General features: G+C 59.6%; 15 protein-coding genes. 7 read left to right on the top strand and 8 right to left on the bottom strand.

Features of this window, described 5'->3' with window-relative positions:
• Positions 1-124 precede the first annotated feature (124 nt).
• The 6 genes from EJA70_RS14720 to cobA all read left to right on the top strand — a co-directional run bounded on the left by EJA70_RS14720 (position 125) and on the right by cobA (position 9634).
• The gene (locus EJA70_RS14720) at positions 125-1336 is read left to right on the top strand and encodes a NarK/NasA family nitrate transporter (RefSeq protein ID WP_008076843.1); all 1212 of its coding nucleotides are present in this window, start codon (positions 125-127) and stop codon (positions 1334-1336) included.
• A gap of 7 nt (positions 1337-1343) precedes the next feature.
• A complete protein-coding gene (locus EJA70_RS14715; protein ID WP_158831661.1) occupies positions 1344-3005 on the top strand; it encodes a bifunctional protein-serine/threonine kinase/phosphatase in 1662 nt (553 codons plus the stop codon).
• A gap of 378 nt (positions 3006-3383) precedes the next feature.
• Positions 3384-5837 carry a nitrite reductase large subunit NirB gene (gene nirB / locus EJA70_RS14710; RefSeq protein WP_158831659.1) on the top strand — a complete coding sequence of 818 codons (2454 nt, stop codon included), beginning with the start codon at positions 3384-3386 and terminating at the stop codon, positions 5835-5837.
• Positions 5834-6151 (top strand): nitrite reductase small subunit NirD, encoded by a 318-nt coding sequence (nirD, locus tag EJA70_RS14705; protein ID WP_008076837.1) that lies wholly within the window; start codon positions 5834-5836, stop codon positions 6149-6151. The genes nirB and nirD overlap by 4 nt, the downstream gene beginning before the upstream one ends.
• On the top strand, positions 6151-8865 hold the full coding sequence (locus tag EJA70_RS14700) for a nitrate reductase (protein WP_158831657.1): 2715 nt from the start codon (positions 6151-6153) through the stop codon (positions 8863-8865). Before nirD ends, EJA70_RS14700 begins: the two co-directional genes overlap by 1 nt.
• A 13-nt stretch (positions 8866-8878) precedes the next feature.
• A complete protein-coding gene (gene cobA / locus EJA70_RS14695) occupies positions 8879-9634 on the top strand; it encodes a uroporphyrinogen-III C-methyltransferase (protein WP_158831655.1) in 756 nt (251 codons plus the stop codon).
• 97 nt (positions 9635-9731) lie between these two features.
• On the opposite strand, the gene EJA70_RS14690 is transcribed toward cobA, so the two are convergent.
• The 8 genes from EJA70_RS14690 to ppsA all read right to left on the bottom strand — a co-directional run bounded on the left by EJA70_RS14690 (position 9732) and on the right by ppsA (position 17975).
• The gene (locus tag EJA70_RS14690; protein WP_158831653.1) at positions 9732-10763 is read right to left on the bottom strand and encodes an OmpA family protein; all 1032 of its coding nucleotides are present in this window, start codon (positions 10761-10763) and stop codon (positions 9732-9734) included.
• Between the two features lie 107 nt (positions 10764-10870).
• Positions 10871-11461: an RNA polymerase sigma factor SigX gene (gene sigX / locus EJA70_RS14685; protein ID WP_045122877.1), complete on the bottom strand. Its 591-nt coding sequence runs from the start codon at positions 11459-11461 to the stop codon at positions 10871-10873.
• A 90-nt stretch (positions 11462-11551) separates the two neighbouring features.
• Entirely contained in the window at positions 11552-12376 is an 825-nt protein-coding gene (locus EJA70_RS14680) for a mechanosensitive ion channel domain-containing protein (RefSeq protein ID WP_007916401.1), read from the bottom strand.
• Positions 12377-12378: 2 nt separating this feature from the next.
• The gene (locus EJA70_RS14675; RefSeq protein ID WP_008076827.1) at positions 12379-12627 is read right to left on the bottom strand and encodes a hypothetical protein; all 249 of its coding nucleotides are present in this window, start codon (positions 12625-12627) and stop codon (positions 12379-12381) included.
• A gap of 63 nt (positions 12628-12690) precedes the next feature.
• The gene (locus EJA70_RS14670; protein WP_158831651.1) at positions 12691-13686 is read right to left on the bottom strand and encodes a zinc transporter ZntB; all 996 of its coding nucleotides are present in this window, start codon (positions 13684-13686) and stop codon (positions 12691-12693) included.
• A 21-nt stretch (positions 13687-13707) separates the two neighbouring features.
• Positions 13708-14199 carry a ribonuclease E activity regulator RraA gene (gene rraA / locus EJA70_RS14665; RefSeq protein WP_008076825.1) on the bottom strand — a complete coding sequence of 164 codons (492 nt, stop codon included), beginning with the start codon at positions 14197-14199 and terminating at the stop codon, positions 13708-13710.
• 226 nt (positions 14200-14425) lie between these two features.
• Positions 14426-15415: an alpha/beta fold hydrolase gene (locus EJA70_RS14660; RefSeq protein ID WP_158831649.1), complete on the bottom strand. Its 990-nt coding sequence runs from the start codon at positions 15413-15415 to the stop codon at positions 14426-14428.
• A 184-nt stretch (positions 15416-15599) separates the two neighbouring features.
• A complete protein-coding gene (ppsA, locus tag EJA70_RS14655) occupies positions 15600-17975 on the bottom strand; it encodes a phosphoenolpyruvate synthase (RefSeq protein ID WP_008076823.1) in 2376 nt (791 codons plus the stop codon).
• A gap of 174 nt (positions 17976-18149) precedes the next feature.
• On the opposite strand from ppsA, the gene EJA70_RS14650 reads away from it, so the two are divergent.
• On the top strand, positions 18150-18968 hold the full coding sequence (locus EJA70_RS14650; RefSeq protein ID WP_008076822.1) for a pyruvate, water dikinase regulatory protein: 819 nt from the start codon (positions 18150-18152) through the stop codon (positions 18966-18968).
• Positions 18969-19049: the final 81 nt, after the last annotated feature.

The following is a 19049-nucleotide window of genomic DNA, read 5'->3' as shown; positions in this document are numbered from 1 at the left end:
GCGCATCAGGTAGCGGCGTTTTTGCGTTTTGGCCCCACAGCCCGGGGCCGGTGGTGCGGCCGTGGCGGCGCCCCACTTGCTGTTGCATGACTCCTTTCGAGACTCTTTTCAGCTGAGGTGCGCGATGAATTCAAGCTTCTGGAAATCCGGCCACACCCCGACATTGTTCGCGGCCTTCCTCTACTTCGACCTGAGCTTCATGGTCTGGTACCTGCTCGGCCCGCTGGCGGTGCAGATCGCCGCCGACCTGCACCTGACCACGCAACAGCGTGGCCTCGTCGTCGCTACGCCGATCCTCGCCGGTGCGGTACTGCGCTTCATCATGGGCATGCTCGCCGATCGACTGTCGCCAAAAACCGCCGGGCTGATCGGCCAGGTCATCGTGATTTGCGCTTTGTTCGGTGCCTGGAAAATCGGCATCCACAGTTATGAACAGGCGCTGATCCTCGGTCTGTTCCTCGGCATGGCCGGCGCGTCTTTCGCTGTGGCCCTGCCGCTGGCCTCGCAATGGTATCCGCCGCAGCATCAGGGCAAAGCCATGGGCATCGCCGGCGCGGGCAACTCCGGCACCGTGTTCGCCGCGCTGCTGGCGCCTGTGCTCGCCGCCGCGTTCGGCTGGAGCAATGTTTTCGGCTTCGCGCTGATTCCGTTGATCCTGACGTTGGTGCTGTTTGCCTGGCTGGCGAAAAACGCCCCTGAACGGCCGAAAGCTAAAGCCATGGCCGACTACTTCAAAGCTTTGGGCGACCGTGACAGTTGGTGGTTCATGTTTTTCTACAGCGTCACCTTCGGCGGTTTCATCGGTCTGGCCAGCGCCCTGCCCGGCTACTTCAACGATCAATACGGTTTGAGCCCAGTGACCGCCGGTTACTACACCGCTGCCTGCGTGTTCGGTGGCAGTTTGATGCGGCCGTTGGGCGGCGCGCTGGCGGATCGTTTCGGTGGCATCCGCACCTTGCTGGCGATGTACACCGTCGCGGCCATCTGCATCGCGGCCGTCGGTTTCAACCTGCCAAGTTCCTACGCCGCACTGGCGCTTTTCGTCTGCACCATGCTCGGCCTGGGCGCGGGCAACGGCGCGGTGTTCCAACTGGTGCCGCAGCGTTTTCGTCTGGAGATCGGCGTGATGACCGGGCTGATCGGCATGGCCGGCGGCATTGGCGGCTTTGCCTTGGCGGCCGGCATGGGCGCAATCAAACAGAGTACCGGCAGCTATCAACTGGCCCTGTGGTTGTTCGCCAGCCTTGGCGTGCTGGCATGGTTCGGCCTGCACGGCGTCAAGCGTCGCTGGAGAACCACTTGGGGTTCGGCGGCAGTGACGGCGGCGCGGGTCTGAGGCGTCGATGGCCCTGCAACTGAGTTTTGCCGAAGCCAGCGCCACTGGCCCGCGCGCCGAGAATCAGGACGCACTGCGCGCGGTCACTCCGGCCCCGGCGCTGGCGGCGAGCAAGGGCTTTCTCTTCGCCATCGCCGACGGCGTCAGCCAGTGCGCCGATGGCGGGCTCGCCGCGCGTTCGACGTTGCAGGCTCTGGCGCTGGACTACTACGCCACGCCGGAAACCTGGAGCGTGGCGCAGGCGCTGGATCGCCTGCTGCTCGCGCAGAATCGCTGGTTGCAAGCCAATGGTGGTGGGCAACCGCTGCTCACCACAGTCAGCGCTTTGGTCATGCGTGGTCGGCGTTTTACCCTCGCCCACGTAGGAGATTGCCGGGTGTATCGCTGGCACGCCGACCGCTTGCAACGGATCAGCGAAGACCACGTCTGGGATCAGCCGGGCATGCAGCATGTGCTCAAGCGTGCACTGGGGCTGGATCAGCATCTGGTGCTGGATTTTCTCGACGGTGAACTGCGTGATGGCGAAAGCTTTGTGCTGCTCAGTGACGGCGTCTGGTCGATGCTGGGTGATACCGCGATTGCCGCGATTTTGCGTGATCAGCCGGATCTGCGCAGTGCGGCGAAAACATTGGTCAACGCCGCACATTTGGCCGGCAGCCAGGACAACGCCAGCGCTTTGCTGGTGCGGGTTGATGCGGTCGGCGAGGCGAACATCGGCGATGCGCTGATGCATTTGCAGCAATGGCCTCTGCCGCCAGCGCTGAAACCCGGTCAATCATTCGAAGGCTGGCAGGTGCAGGAAATTGTCGCCCAAAGCCAGCAATCGCTGCTCTATCGGGTGTTTGATGAACAAGGTCAGACGTGGCTTCTGAAAACCCTGCCCACGCGTTCCGGCGATGATGCCTGCGCCGGGCAAGCGTTGCTGTCCGAGGAATGGTTTCTCAAACGTGTGGCCGGGCGGCATTTCCCTGAAGTCCACCCGTGCAGTCAGCGTCAGCATTTGTACTACGTGATGCGGGAATATTCCGGACGGACTCTGGCACAGCTCGAGCTTTTGCCCTTGGCGCATTGGCAAGACATCGCCGAACGCCTGCTGCGTGCGGTCGGCCTGCTGCATCGGCGGCAGATTCTGCACCGGGATATCAAACCGGAGAATCTGCATTGGGGTGACGATGGTGAATTGCGCCTGCTCGATTTTGGCCTGGCGTATTGCCCGGGGTTGTCCGAAGACGCGCCGTCGACACTGCCAGGCACCCCGAGCTATATCGCCCCGGAAGCGTTTCGCGGTGATCCGCCGAGTGCGCAGCAGGATTTGTATGCGGTCGGCGTGACCCTGTATTTCCTGCTTACCGGGCATTTCCCCTATGGCGAGATCGAAGCGTTTCAGCGCCCGCGCTTTGGTCTGCCGGTGAGCGCCAGTCGCTATCGGCCTGATCTGCCGGAATGGCTGGCGCAGAGTCTGGAGCGTGGGGTGGCGGCTGATCCCGAGCAGCGCTTTGAAACGGCTGAAGAATGGTTGCTGGTGCTGGAACAGGGTGAACGACGAAGCCTGAGCGTGCGTCCTCGACCGTTGCTGGAGCGTGAACCGTTGAAGGTCTGGCGGACGATGGCGTTGCTGGCCTTGCTCGGGAATCTTCTGCTGCTAGTGTTGTTGTTTCATCAGCGCTGAAAAGATCGCAGCCTTCGGCAGCTCCTACATGGGAACGCGTGCAACGGTAGGAGCTGCCGAAGGCTGCGATCTTTTGATCCCGCGCTCCAAAAAAGCGCAACACGCCTCCAGAAAGTGCAGCGAGACATCTCCAACCGAGCCATCAGCCCAGCAATTACGGCGTCATAGCTAGTTGGCACAACCACTGCATTACCCCACTCAACACACACATAAAGCCCAACCTTCAACGACGAAGGCTGCGCTTCCCGAGAGAACGGGACCAGGACAAAGGCGTCCTCGCTAGGCAACTAGCGGGACGCCTTTTTTTGTTTGCGCAAAATTTCTCGAGCAAGGCCTGAATGCCCACAAGAGGCCAGCCGTCGCTCCCCGGAGAACCTGATGAAAAAACTCAAACTGGTGATGATCGGCAATGGCATGGCCGGGGTCCGCACCCTCGAAGAACTGCTCAAGCTGAGCAACGAGCTGTACGACATCACCGTCTTCGGCGCCGAACCGCACACCAACTACAACCGCATCCTGCTCTCACCGGTGCTGGCCGGTGAGCAGACCTTCGAAGAGATCGTCCTCAACGACCTCGACTGGTACCTGGAAAACCACATCAAGTTGCTGCTTAACCGCAAAGTGGTGGAGATCGACCGGGTCAAACGTCGAGTGATCGCCGAGGACGGCACCGAAGCCGAATACGATCGCCTGCTGATCGCCACCGGTTCGACGCCGTTTATTCTGCCGATCCCCGGCAATACCCTGCACGGCGTGATCGGTTACCGCGACATCGCCGACACCCAGGCGATGATCGACACCGCCAAGACCCACAAGCACGCGGTGGTCATCGGCGGCGGCCTGCTCGGTCTCGAAGCCGCCAACGGTCTGATGCTGCGCGGCATGCACGTCACCGTCGTGCACATCGGCGAGTGGTTGCTGGAGCGGCAACTGGATAAAACCAGCGGTCAACTGCTGCAAAGCGCCCTCGAATCCCGGGGCCTGCACTTCCGCCTGTGCGAACAAACCCAAGCCCTGCACGACGCCGGCAATGGCCGGGTCGGCTCGGTGCAATTCAAAAATGGCGACATCATCCCTGCCGATCTGGTGGTGATGGCCGCCGGCATTCGCCCCAACACCGAACTGGCGGAAAAGGCCGGCATCCCGTGCAATCGCGGAATTCTGGTCAATGACACCCTGCAAACCTACGATCCGCGCATCTACGCCATCGGCGAGTGCGCCAGCCATCGCGGCATTGCCTACGGTCTGGTCGCGCCACTGTTCGAGCAGGCCAAGGTCTGCGCCAACCATCTCGCACAACTGGGCTTCGCTCGTTATCAGGGTTCGGTGACGTCGACCAAACTCAAAGTCACTGGCATCGACCTGTTTTCCGCCGGCGACTTCATGGGCGGCGAAGGCACCGAGACCATCACCCTCTCCGATCCGATTGGCGGCGTGTACAAAAAACTGGTGATCAAGGATGACGTGCTGGTCGGCGCCTGTCTGTACGGCGATACGGCAGATGGCGGTTGGTATTTCCGACAGATTCGTGAGAATCACGCCATCGGCGAGATCCGCGACCACCTTATGTTTGGCGAAAATGCTTTGGGCGACGTAGGACATCAGGGCCAGGACAAAGCCATGGTCATGGCCGACACTGCCGAAGTCTGCGGCTGCAACGGCGTGTGCAAGGGCACCATCGTCAAAGCGATTCAGGAACACGGCCTGTTCAGCGTCGATGAGGTGAAGAGACACACCAAAGCGGCCAGCTCCTGCGGCTCCTGTGCCGGCCTGGTCGAGCAGATCCTGATCAACACCGTGGGTGGCGCAGCCGACGTCAAACCGAAAAGCGAAAAAGCCATCTGCGGGTGCAGCGACCTTAACCACGGACAGATTCGCCAGGCGATTCGCGAGCAACACCTGCTGACTATCGCTGGCACCCTGAGCTACCTCAATTGGCGCACGCCGAACGGCTGCGCAACGTGCCGCCCGGCCCTCAACTATTACCTGATTTCCACTTGGCCCGGCGAAGCCAAGGACGACCCGCAATCGCGCCTGATCAACGAACGTGCGCACGCCAACATTCAGAAGGACGGCACCTATTCGGTGGTACCACGCATGTGGGGCGGCGTGACCAACCCTTCGGAACTGCGGCGGATTGCCGACGTGGCCGACAAGTACAACGTGCCCATGGTCAAGGTCACCGGCGGCCAGCGTATCGATTTGCTCGGCATCAAGAAGCAGGATTTGCCCGGCGTCTGGAAAGACCTCGACATGCCGTCCGGCCACGCTTACGGCAAATCCATCCGCACGGTGAAAACCTGCGTCGGCAGCGAGTTCTGCCGCTTCGGCACGCAAAACTCGACGCAACTGGGCATCGAGCTGGAACACGACCTGTTCAACATGTGGTCGCCGCACAAAGTGAAACTCGCTGTTTCCGGATGCCCCCGCAACTGCTCGGAAGCGGGCATCAAAGACGTAGGAATCATCGGCGTCGATTCCGGTTGGGAGATGTACATCGGTGGCAACGGCGGGATCAAAACCGAAGTTGCCGAATTCTTCGTCAAGCTGAAAACCGCCGAGGAAGTGCGCGAATACAACGGTGCCTTCCTGCAGCTGTATCGCGAAGAAGCCTTCTACCTCGAACGCACCGTGCACTACCTGCAACGGGTCGGCATGGAGCACATCAAGAAAGCCGTGCTGGAAGACCCGGAGCGCCGCAAGGCCCTCAACGAGCGGCTGCAATTCTCCCTGTCATTCGAACAGGATCCGTGGAAAGAACGCCTGGCGCAGCCGCAACTGAAGAAAGAATTTGACGTGATCCCGGTGAAAATTCTGGAGGTGCCGGCATGAACTGGCTCGATATCTGTGCCCTCGAAGAGATCAACGCCCTCGGCTCGCGGATCATTGCCGGGCCGAAAGGTGACATCGCGATTTTTCGTACAAGCGACGATGAGGTTTTCGCCCTCGACGACCGCTGCCCGCACAAGGGCGGGCCGTTATCGCAAGGCCTGATCTACGGCAAACGCGTCGCTTGCCCGCTGCACAACTGGCAGATCGACCTGCAGTCCGGTGAAGCCCAGGCGCCGGACATCGGTTGCGCGCACCATCACCCGGCGCGGGTCGAAAACGGTCGGGTGCAGTTGGCTCTGCGGGACGCCATCTGATGAACCGCCAGACGACCGCCTCGACCTGCTGTTATTGCGGGGTCGGCTGCGGCGTGCTGATCGAGCATGACGGCGAGCGCATCCTCGGCGTCAGCGGCGATCCGGCGCATCCGGCCAACTTCGGCAAACTGTGCAGCAAAGGCTCGACCCTGCACCTGACCGGCGACCTCGCGGCCCGGGCGCTGTACCCGGAACTGCGTCTGGGCAAAGGACTGGCACGTAGCCGCACCGATTGGGACACGGCGCTGGAGCACGCCGTTAACGTGTTCGCCGAGACCATCAGCGAGCACGGCCCGGACAGCGTGGCGTTCTACATTTCCGGGCAACTGTTGACCGAGGACTATTACGCCTTCAACAAACTCGCGCGGGCGTTGGTCGGCACCAACAACATCGACAGCAATTCACGCCTGTGCATGTCGTCAGCCGTGGTCGGCTACAAGCGCAGCCTCGGTGCCGACGCCCCACCGTGCAGCTATGAGGATCTGGAGCTCAGCGATTGCGTGATGATCGTCGGCAGCAACATGGCCTACGCCCACCCGGTACTTTTCCGTCGACTGGAAGAGGCAAAGTCCCGCCGCCCGCAGATGAAAGTCATCGTCATTGATCCACGGCGCACCGACACTTGTGACCTCGCCGATCTGCACTTGGCGATTCTGCCCGGCACCGATGTCGCTTTGTTCCATGGGATTTTGCATCTGTTGCTGTGGGAAGACTGGATCGACCGCGATTTCATCAAGGCGCACACCGAAGGCCTCGCCGAACTGAAGAACCTGGTGCGCGACTACACCCCGCAAATGGTTTCGCAACTGTGCGGGATCAGCGTCGAGCAATTGCAGCAGTGCGCTGAATGGGTTGGCACTTCGCCGAGCTTCCTCTCGCTGTGGTGCATGGGTTTGAACCAGTCCACCGCCGGCAGCGCGAAGAACAGTGCGTTGATCAACCTTCACCTGGCCACCGGGCAAATTGGCCGTCCGGGTGCAGGACCTTTCTCCCTCACCGGTCAGCCGAATGCCATGGGCGGGCGAGAAACCGGCAGTTTGTCGAATCTGTTGCCCGGCCATCGCGACGCGGCCAATCCTGAGCACCGCGCGCAAGTCGCGGCTTATTGGGGGGTTGATCGGTTGCCGGAAAACACCGGCCTCAGCGCCATCGAATTGTTCGAGCAGGTGCGCAGCGGCAAGATCAAGGCGCTGTGGATAGCCTGCACCAACCCTGCGCAATCGTTGCCGGATCAATATTCGGTGCGAGCAGCGCTGGAGGTTTGCCCGTTTGTGGTTCTGCAAGAAGCCTTTCGCACCACCGAAACGGCTGCGTTTGCCGATCTGCTGCTGCCCGCCGCCAGTTGGGGCGAGAAGGAAGGCTCTGTAACCAACTCCGAGCGGCGCATTTCCCACGTGCGCAACGCCATTCTCCCACCGGGTGAAGCGCGGCCAGACTGGGCGATCACGGTGGATTTCGCACAGCGGCTGGAGAAACGTCTGCGCCCCTGTGAGTCGAGCCTGTTCGGGTTCGATCAACCTTCGCAATTGTTCGATGAATTCAAAGGGCTGACACGCGGGCGGGATCTGGATTTGTCCGGGATCAGCCATGCCTTGATCGACGAGATCGGGCCGCAGCAATGGCCCTTCCCCGTCGGTGCCCGGCAAGGAACCACGCGACTCTATGAAGACGGTATTTTTCCTACGGCCAGCGGTCGCGCGCAGTTCATCACCGACCCGTATCGCGCCGCCAAGGAGCAGCGCGATGCGCGCTTTCCGTTGACGTTGATCACCGGGCGTTTGCGCGATCAGTGGCACGGTATGAGCCGTACCGGCACGGCGGCGCAGTTGTTCGGGCATGTCAGTGAAGCGGTGCTGAGCCTGCACCCGGATGAATTGCGCCGGCAGCGCTTGCAGCCGGGCGATCTGGTTAACCTGAAAAGTCGTCGCGGCGCGGTAATCGTCGCGGTCGGCAGCGATGATGGTGTACGGCCGGGCCAGGCCTTTCTACCAATGCACTGGGGGGATCGATTTCTCAAAGGTGGGGTAAACAGCCTGACCCTGCCGGCCTGCGACCCGCTGTCGAAACAGCCGGAACTCAAACACAGCGGCGTGCGTCTGGAGCCGGTGAAATTGCCTTGGCAACTGTTCGCACTGATCGAGGGTGATGTTCAACGGCATTTCGAGGCGCTACGACCGCTCTGCGAGGCATTTTCCTACGTAAGTCTCAGCCTTGTCGGACGTGAACGATCGGCATTGCTGATACGCGCAGCCAACGCCGAGGCACCGGATCCACAGTTACTGGGTGAAATCGATCGATGCCTGTCACTGATCGACGGCCCGGTATTGGCTTACGACGACCCGCGTCGGGCCATCGGTAAACGCGTGCGCATTGAAAATGGCCGGATCACGGCGATTCGACTGGCCGGCGAAACCCTCGCGCAGCATTGGCTGCAAAGCCTTTGGCTGGAGGGCCGTGCGGACGAGCAACTGCGGCGCTGGCTGCTGGCGCCAATGAGTGCGCCACCGGGCAGCGTCGGCGGCCAGGTCGCTGCCGACAAGACCCTGTGCAATTGCAACAACGTCAGCCTCAACGCGGTCTGCGCCGGCATTCGCCAAGGTCTGGATTTGCAGGGCTTGAAAAACAATTTGGGCTGCGGCACGCAATGCGGTTCGTGCGTCCCGGAAATAAAGCGTTTGCTGGCTGCCGAGCTGCAGCCGGTCGCCGTCATCTGATGAGGAAAACAACATGAGTGCAAAAGTCTGGCTGGTGGGCGCTGGCCCCGGCGATCCGGAACTGTTGACCCTCAAAGCAGTGCGCGCCCTGCGTGAGGCCGATGTGGTGCTGATTGATGACCTGGTCAACGACGCGGTTCTGGAACACTGCCCTGCCGCGCGCATCATTGCCGTGGGTAAGCGCGGTGGTTGCCGCTCTACGCCGCAGGCGTTCATTCATCGCTTGATGCTGCGTTATGCCCGCCAGGGTAAGTGCGTGGTGCGGCTCAAGGGCGGCGATCCGTGCATTTTCGGCCGTGGCGGTGAGGAGGCGCAGTGGTTGCGTGAACGCGGGGTTGCGGTGGAACTGGTCAACGGCATCACCGCCGGGCTGGCCGGAGCGACGCAGTGTGATATTCCGCTGACGCTGCGCGGTGTCGCGCGCGGCGTGACGCTGGTGACGGCGCACACCCAGGACGACAGTCAACTGAACTGGCAGGCGCTGGCGCAAGGCGGCACGACGCTGGTGATCTACATGGGCGTGGCCAAACTGGGCGAGATTCGCGATCAGTTATTGGCGGGCGGGATGGCGGCGGATACACCGGTGGCGATGATCGAGAATGCATCGTTGCCGGAGCAGCGGGAATGTCGGAGTGATCTGATGGGCATGAGTGATGACGCAGGTGTTTTCGGATTGAGAAGCCCGGCGATTCTGGTGATCGGTGCGGTGGCGGCTGTTGTTGAAGAGCAAAAGATCGCAGCCTGCGGGATGTATGCAGATTTCATGTAGGAGCTGCCGAAGGCTGCGATCTTTTAAAGCTGCAAAGCCAAATCGCAGACAAAGAAAAGCCCGGCCTAAGCCGGGCTTTTCTCAGAGCGGCAGCTAATTACTTAGCTTGAGCTTCAACCTGCGCTTCTACGCGACGGTTAACAGCACGGCCAGCTTCAGTTTTGTTGTCAGCAACTGGGCGGGATTCGCCGTAGCCAACAGACTGAACGCGGGACGATTCAACACCGTACTGGTTGGTCAGAACTTGTTTAACGGCGTTTGCACGACGCTCAGACAGTTTCTGGTTGTAAGCGTCAGGACCGACGGAGTCAGTGTGACCTTCAACAGTAGTGGTGGTGGATGGGTACTGCTTCATGAAATCAGCCAGGTTCTTGATGTCGCCGTAGCTGTTGGTTTTAACAACAGATTTGTCGAAATCGAACTTAACGTCCAGCTCAACACGAACAACTTCAGCAACTGCTGGGCAGCCGTCAGCGTCAACAGTTACGTTGGCTGGGGTGTCCGGGCACTTGTCAACGTTGTCGCAAACGCCATCGTTGTCGCTGTCGGAGCAGACTTCAGCTGGTGCTGGAACTGGAGCAGCAGCAGGCTTGGAGCCGCCACCGAAGTTCACACCGATACCGACGCTAGGAGCCCACTCGGTGTCGCCCTGGTCGATGTTGTATTGAGCTTCAACGCCAGCACGGGCGTAGAAGTTCTCGGTGAAGTACAGCTTGGCACCAGCGCCCAGGTTAGCGAAGGTGGAGCGGTTACGACCCGACTCGTTCTGACCGATGCTTTGATCGGAGAAACCAGCCGAAACGTATGGACGGAGCATGTCGCCTGGGTTGTTGAAGTGGTACAGAGCGTCCAGAGCGGTGTTAGCGCCCTTGATGTTACGGCCGTTGTCGGCACGTACGTTGTGCACTTCGTCGTAGCCCAGACGCAGTTCAACGTCGTCGGTCAGGAAGTAACCAACCGAACCACCGAACAGGTTGCCGTTGTTCTTGAAGTTACGAGCGCTGTCGAATTGTTCTTTCTTTGCGAAGCCTTCGATTTCAACTGCGCCTTGGCCTTGTGCCAGAGCGCCGAACGAAGTGGCGGCAATCAGAGAACCAATGGCCAAGCCCAAGGTGTTTTTCAGTTTCATCCGTTAAATCCCCATCTGGTGATTGTGAAGCAGTCCCGCAAACCGGGGGACAACTCGGCGGCAAGTCTATCAGAACTTGCCTACACGTAAGAGATATTTGCGCTGAACTAAGTTTCAGCAATGCCTGCAAATTTCTCACGCAATTTATCTAGAGCACGTTTGTAACGCATTTTTGTCGCACTCAAACCCATGTGCATGATGTCTGCGATCTCCTGAAATTCCAGCTCTGCGACAAATCGTAGCACCAGAATTTCGCGGTCGATCGGGTTCACATACACCAGCCAGCGATCAAGTCCGCCCTTCTCCTCAGGGTTGGGCGTCTTTTCTTCAGACGCTTCCTCAAGGGGGTCAAGACTCAATGCGTCCATCAAGCGACGCTTTCGCCGTTCCTTCCGATACTGCGTAATACATTCGTTGTACGTGATGCTGTATAGCCATGTCTTGAACTTCGATTTCCCCTCGAAGTTCTTCAGGCCATACAGCACCTTCAACATGACTTCCTGACAGACATCGTCTGCGTCGCGATCGTTCCCAAGATATCTCGCACAGACGTTAAATAATGTTCGCTGGTAACGCCGCATCAGTTCTTCATAGGCGCGCGTCACGTGAAACAGCTCGGTATGCGAGCGCGCGACCAACTCCTCATCAGAGAGCTCGCGGGGGTCGTAGCGCGTGGATAGCGTTTGGGCTTTATTCAAAACAAGTCGTGCCGACAGTCAGGTCAATGTCCGCCACAACCAGCATCAGCTGGCATTTTGCGGCGGCATACATTAGCAGGGTTTGCCGGATTAGCGGCTACTCACATGCTGTTCCAGCAGGATCCGATTGGAAAGAGAGACTAGCTCACCCTCATCGGTCAGCAATGTGGTTTTAACCGTGCCGATCTCTTCGATCTGGCCTTCGACCTCGCCAACACGCACTTGTTGCCCAACCTGATACAACTCACGCACATAGATTCCCGCAAGAATCTGACCGGCAATTTCCCGGCTTCCCAAACCCATGGCCAGCGCAACGGCCAGACCAACGGTAATCAAAACAATGACAATCACATGGTTCAACAGGTCGGTCTTGACTTCAAGCTGACTGATCGCGACCGAGATGCTGATGATGATCACCAGCCCCTGGGCAATGCGCCCCAGCCCCGAAGCGTAGTCCAGGCCTACGCCTTCTGCCGCTCCGCGCACCAGCCCGTTGGCCAATTGTGCGAGCAACACCCCCACCAGCAAGACCAGCGCCGCACCGAATACTTTCGGCAAATAGAGCGCCAACATATCCAGCGTAGCTGAAACTCGCTCAAGTCCAAGGGATTCTGCTGCAGAAACCAGAAAAATCAGAAGAACGAACCAGTAGACGATCTTGCCAATGAGGGTCGAGATCGGTACTTGCAGCCCCGCACGCGACATCAGCTTGGTCAGCCCGGTGCCGCCCATCAGGCGATCGAGGCCCAGTTTGGCGAGCAGTTTGGACAGCAAGGTATCGAGCAGCTTGGCCACGACGAAACCCAACAGCAGCACGACCAGTGCGCCGAACAGGTTCGGGATGAAGTTGGCGACTTTGGTCCACAACGCAGTCATTGCAGTGACGAGGCTCTGAGTCCAGAGATCAAGTTCCATATTCAATCAGCCTTATCAGCAGTGCGAGCAGTAGGTTTACGTAGACGGGAAACCGGCGAGACATGGGCCGATCCGTTATTCAAGGCGATCATCAGCGCGGGCAGCCAGCGGCCCAGCAGGCTGAACAGATCGCCGGCGCCAACCTGGCGGTTGGCGGTTTTGAGCACGCGGCCCAGGCACGCATCGTCGTCGCGGCTGGACGGCGAAGCATTGAGCATATCGCGCAAAGACTGTTCAAACGGATCGTGCATACGCACCTCTCGTGATGTCTGTGAAAGACGCGGGCAGATTTGGTCGGGTCACATGCGCCATGTTCAGACCCAGCGCAAACGACGGAATAACCACCACTGGCCGAAGGCCAGAGCGAGCACCGTCAAGCAGGCGATCAGGAAGCCGTAAGGGCTGCTGGAGAACGGAATTCCGCCAACGTTGATACCCAACAGACCGGTGATGAAACTCATCGGCAAAAAGATGCAGGTGATGATCCCGAAGCGGTACATCGTGCGGTTCATGCGCTCGCTCAAACGCCGGTCTTCGGCCTCCAGCACAAGCCCCACGCGCTCTCGGGTCAATTCGAGTTCTTCCAGATAGCGGGTCAGGCTGTTGTTCAATTCGTTCCAGTAATCAGCATCGTCGTCGACGAACCACGGCAGTTTTATCCGCGTCAGCTGTCCGAAAATATCCCGCTGCGGCGCAAGAAAACGCTTCAGTCCGGCGGCCCGGCGACGGATGTGCAAAATGGCGCCATGCTCAGGGGTATACCGTTCGTCGGCATCCATCTTTTCTTCTTCCTCATCGGCGATTTCCGAGAGGCAAGTGACCAGATCCTGCACCTTGTTGGTGAGGAACTGCGCCAGATAAAGGATGAGTTCGGAGGCGGTTTTCGGGCCGTTGCCGTCCGCCAATTGCACCAGCAATTCATCGGTGGCGCGCAACGGACGCAAACGCAGGGAAATCACGCGCTGGGCGGAAGCAAAAATCCGCACAGAGACCATGTCTTCCGGCTCGGCGCCGGGATTGAGATTGACCCCGCGCAGGAACAGCAGCAGCTCGGAATCGGGCAGCGGCAACAGGCGCGGTCGAGTGTTCTCTTCCAGCAGCAAGTCGCAGGTGAATTCATTGAGGCCGCTGGATTTGCGCAGCCAGGTCTGGGTTTGCGGATGGCTGCGATCCCAATGCAGCCACAGGCTTTCATGCGCCTGCAGTTGCAAATCGTCGAGCTCAGTCCGGGCTATCGAACGCGCACCGCCTCTACCGTCCAGCACCAGGGCATGCACCAGCCCCCATTGCGCGTTTTCTTCCTCGAACATCCGCATCCCTTTGTCGAAAGCTTATTCAGGCATTTGCAGCGGGCTCGGCGAGATGATCACGCCGTTGTTGTCCGCATAAATGTAGTGGCCCGGGTGGAACGTCACACCGGCGAAAGTCACCGGGACATTCAGGTCGCCGAGGCCGCGTTTTTCGGTTTTCATCGGGTGGCTGGCCAGTGCCTGCACTCCCAGATCGGTTTGCGCAATGACGTCGACGTCACGGATGCAGCCGTAGATCACCAGCCCTTCCCAACCGTTTTTGGCGGCCTTCTCGGCAATCATGTCGCCCAACAAGGCCCGGCGCAGAGAACCGCCGCCATCAACCACCAACACCTTGCCATTGCCCTTGAGGTCGGCCTGCGCCTTGACCAGCGAGTTGTCTTCGAAACATTTGATGGTCACGATTTCGCCGCCGAACGAATCACGGCCGCCGAAATTGCTGAACATCGGTTCCAGCACCTGGACCAGCTCCGGATAGGCGTCGCACAGGTCAGGCGTGAGGTAATGGTTCATCGAAAAACTCCTGTAACAAGGAAGACGATCAAGGATGACGCATTTTGTTGAGACGAGATCCGGCGGTCGCTGTTTACCTTAGTCCATCCCATGGTCGCTGAACGAACCTGAACAAACGCTGAAACGTAATAGCTAAACACCCACCAAAAATGACCAGAACCGCACAATGCGTCATATCTTAGCCGCAAGCCAATCCGAACGAAACGCCCTTTTCAGCGGCGCGACTTCAGACTGCTGCGGCCAGATCCGGCTTCTCACCCAGCAACGGTGTCTGCTGATCGCTCAACCAGCGCGCCACCAACGGCCACACTTCAGCCTGCGCTGCTTTGCTCACCAGCATTTCAACATGGCCGAAATTGTCGTTGAAGCCCTGATCACGCCCCAGATTGATGAACTGCTTGTGTTCGGCGCCAATCTGTTCGAACAACTTGCGGCAGGCCCAAGTCGGATCCTGATGATCACCCGCCGCGCTCACCGCCAATACCGGCACCTGAACATCGGCCAGACCCGCCCACCAATCCTTGTCCTTGTCACCAAACCGGCCGAACAAGCCGTACCAGCGCATGCTTTCGATGGCCAGACCGATTGGCTCGTCCTCAGGGCCGCGCTTGAGGCGTGAACCGGACAATTGCGCAAAACGCTTGAGGATAAAGCGACTGCTCCACTCCACCGGCGGGATTTTCAACGGCCAGTAGGTGCGACTGACCTGCGTGCCGAAAAACGCCGCCGAGGCCACGGCCGGCTCGCCAAGGTATTCGCCACCGAGCGCCGCCGCCAAGGTGATGCCGCCCAGCGAATGGCCAATCCAGTGCGGGATTTGCCCGCTCTGCTCACGCACGAACGCGGCAATCGCCGGCAAGTCGTAACGGGCGTAGTCGGCGACACGATTGCGTCGGTATTCCTCGTTGCGCTGCGACAGGCCGTGGCCGCGCATCTCCGGAATCCACACATCGAAGCCCAACCGCGTCAGGTACGCGCCCAGCCCCAGGCCTTTGGGCGAAAACCAGAAACGCCGATTGGAAAAACTGCCGTGCAGCAAAATCACCGGCACGCCGCGAGGCGCCGAGTCATCAGCCATGCCCAAACGGGTGACGGCGATTTCCACGGACCAGTCGGGGCTGTTGCCGGGTTTCAAACGGTAAACGTCTTCGCTCAGATCGCCGCGCCGCTCGGCGCTGATCAGGGCGACAGGAAATAGGTTGCTGCTGCTTTGCATAATGCTCTTGCACAAAAAAGGGCGGCATCCACTGGAGCCCGCCCTACTTCAATCTCAAAGCCCGCCCCTTGTAGGAGTGAGCCTGCTCGCGATTGCGGTGTATCAGCCGACATTTATGGCGGATGTTATGCCGTCTTCGCGAGCAGGCTCGCTCCTACAGGGGAACGGGCCGTTCACGTATGGATCAAGCCTGCGCCTGGCCTTCGGCGAGGAAGAACCAGGTTTCCAGCACGGAATCCGGGTTCAGCGACACGCTTTCGATGCCCTGCTCCATCAGCCACTTGGCCAGATCCGGGTGATCCGAAGGCCCCTGACCGCAGATGCCGATGTACTTGCCGGCCTTGTTGCACGCGGCAATCGCGTTGGCCAACAGCTTCTTGACCGCCGGATTACGCTCATCGAACAGGTGCGCGATGATACCGGAGTCACGGTCCAGGCCCAGGGTCAGCTGAGTCAGGTCGTTGGAACCGATCGAGAAACCGTCGAAGAATTCGAGGAATTCTTCAGCGAGGATCGCGTTGGACGGCAGTTCGCACATCATGATGATGCGCAGACCGTTCTCGCCGCGAGCCAGACCGTTTGCGGCCAGCAGATCGATCACTTGGCTCGCTTCGCCGAGGGTACGGACGAACGGCACCATGATTTCGACGTTGGTCAGGCCCATCTCGTTGCGCACACGTTTCAGCGCGCGGCATTCGAGCTCGAAGCAGTCACGGAACGATTCGCTGATGTAACGCGAAGCGCCACGGAAACCCAGCATCGGGTTTTCTTCTTCCGGCTCGTAGAGCTTGCCGCCGATCAGGTTGGCGTATTCGTTGGACTTGAAGTCCGACAGGCGCACGATGACTTTTTTCGGCGTGAACGCTGCAGCCAGGGTGCTGATGCCTTCCACCAGTTTGTCGACGTAAAAGTCGACCGGGTCGTTGTAACCGGCGATACGCTTGTCGACGCTGTCCTTGATTTCCTGCGGCAGGCCGTCGTAGTTCAACAGCGCTTTCGGGTGGACGCCGATCATGCGGTTGATAATGAATTCCAGACGGGCCAGGCCCACACCGGCGTTCGGCAGTTGCGCGAAGTCGAAGGCGCGGTCCGGGTTGCCAACGTTCATCATGATCTTGAACGGCAGCTCCGGCATGGCGTCGACGGAGTTCTTCTTGATGTCGAAGCCCAGTTCGCCTTCGAAGATGTAACCGGTGTCGCCCTCGGCGCACGAAACGGTCACGCCCTGGCCATCTTTCAGCAGTTGGGTGGCGTTGCCGCAACCAACCACTGCCGGGATGCCCAGCTCACGGGCGATGATCGCTGCGTGGCAGGTACGGCCGCCACGGTTGGTGACGATGGCGCTGGCGCGCTTCATCACCGGTTCCCAGTCCGGGTCGGTCATGTCGGAAACCAGCACGTCGCCCGGCTGGACTTTGTCCATCTCGGAGACGTCTTTGATGATGCGCACTTTGCCGGCGCCGATGCGCTGGCCAATCGCGCGACCTTCAACCAGCACGGTGCCGGTTTCTTTCAGCAGGTAACGTTCCATGACGTTGGCCTGGGTGCGGCTTTTCACGGTTTCCGGACGCGCCTGCACGATGTACAGCTTACCGTCGTCACCGTCCTTGGCCCACTCGATGTCCATCGGGCAGCCATAGTGCTTCTCGATGATCATCGCTTGTTTGGCCAGCTCGCTGACTTCAGCGTCGGACAGGCAGAAACGTGCGCGATCCGCCTTGTCGACGTCAATGGTCTTGACCGAGCGACCGGCCTTGGCCTCGTCGCCGTAGATCATCTTGATCGCTTTGCTGCCCAGGTTGCGACGCAGGATCGCCGGACGACCGGCCTCCAGCGTGCCCTTGTGTACGTAGAATTCGTCCGGGTTGACCGCGCCTTGTACGACGGTTTCGCCCAGGCCGTAGGCGCCGGTGATAAACACCACGTCACGGAAACCGGATTCGGTGTCGAGGGTGAACATCACGCCGGCAGTGCCGGTTTCCGAACGCACCATGCGCTGCACGCCAGCCGACAGGGCGACCAGTTTGTGGTCGAAGCCCTGGTGCACGCGGTAGGAAATCGCACGGTCGTTGAACAGCGACGCGAACACCTCTTTGGCGGCGCGGATAACGTTTTCCACACCACGGATGTTCAGGAAGGTTTCCTGCTGACCGGCGAACGAGGCGTCCGGCAAGTCTTCGGCGGTGGCGGAAGAACGCACAGCCACGGCCACATCAGGGTTGCCGGCCGACAGCGCGGCGAACGCGGTGCGAATCTCGGCATTGAGTTTTTCCGGGAATTCGGCGTCCATGATCCATTGACGGATCTGTGCGCCGGTCTTGGCCAGGGCGTTGACGTCGTCGACGTCGAGCGCGTCGAGGGCCTGGTGGATCTGGTCGTTCAAGCCGCTCAGTTCGAGGAAGTCGCGATAGGCCTGGGCGGTGGTGGCAAAGCCACCAGGGACCGACACACCGGCGCCTGCCAGGTTGCTGATCATCTCGCCCAGGGATGCGTTCTTGCCCCCCACATGCTCAACATCGTGTTTGCCGAGCTTATCGAGGGAAACTACGTACTCTACCAAGGTGATCTCTCCACTAACTGTGTTGGAAAAGCTCAGAAACCGGCGGCCCGGGGGAGCCTCGGCCGGTTGTATGGCCTGGACCTGGAAAATAAGTGAGAATGCTGGCCATTGGCGGCCAACAAATCGCGCCTATCATATCCAAGAATCGTCACTAGCTTAAGGCCCAAGGTGCAAATGAAACGATCTGCTTTCTTCATCTCCGATGGCACCGGCATCACAGCCGAAACCCTGGGTCAAAGCCTTCTGGCGCAGTTCGAAAACATTACCTTCAGCAAATTCACGCGACCGTACATCGACAGCGTTGAAAAAGCGCGGGCCATGGTACAACAAATCAACAAAGCCGCTGAAACCGACGGCTTTCGCCCGATCATCTTTGACACCATCGTCAATCAGGACATCCGTGAGATTCTCGCAACGTCCAATGGTTTCATGATCGACATTTTCTCGACCTTCCTCGCCCCACTGGAGCAGGAACTGACCGAGCATTCTTCCTACACCGTCGGCAAGTCCCATTCGATCGGGCACAACTCCAATTACATGGAGCGCATCGAGGCGGTGAACTTCGCCCTCGACAACGACGACGGTGCGCGCACGCACTATTACGACAAAGCCGACCTGATACTAGTGGGCGTGTCGCGCTGCGGTAAGACACCGACGTGTCTGTACATGGCCATGCAGTTCGGCATCCGCGCAGCCAACTATCCGCTGACTGAAGACGACATGGAGCGCCTGACCCTGCCCGCCGCTCTGCGCGCGCACCAGCACAAACTGTTCGGCCTGACCATCGACCCGGACCGCCTTACCGCGATCCGCAATGAGCGCAAGCCCAACAGCCGCTATTCGAGCTACGCCCAGTGCGAATTTGAAGTGCGTGAGGTGGAGAACCTGTTCCGCCGCGAGAACATCCCCAATATCAATTCCACGCATTTTTCCGTGGAAGAGATTTCGGCGAAAATTCTGGTGGAGAAAGGCGTGGAGCGGCGATTCAAATAATCCCTGCAAACCTCCTGTAGGAGCTGCCGCAGGCTGCGATCTTTTGATCTTGTCTTTTAAAAACAGAATCAAAAGATCGCA

Origin of the sequence: Pseudomonas sp. PB103 (genome assembly GCF_009764635.1) — a bacterium.
GTDB lineage: Bacteria > Pseudomonadota > Gammaproteobacteria > Pseudomonadales > Pseudomonadaceae > Aquipseudomonas.
The sequence above is the reverse complement of the archived record's forward strand: the minus strand, read 5'-3'. Positions and strand labels throughout refer to the sequence as shown.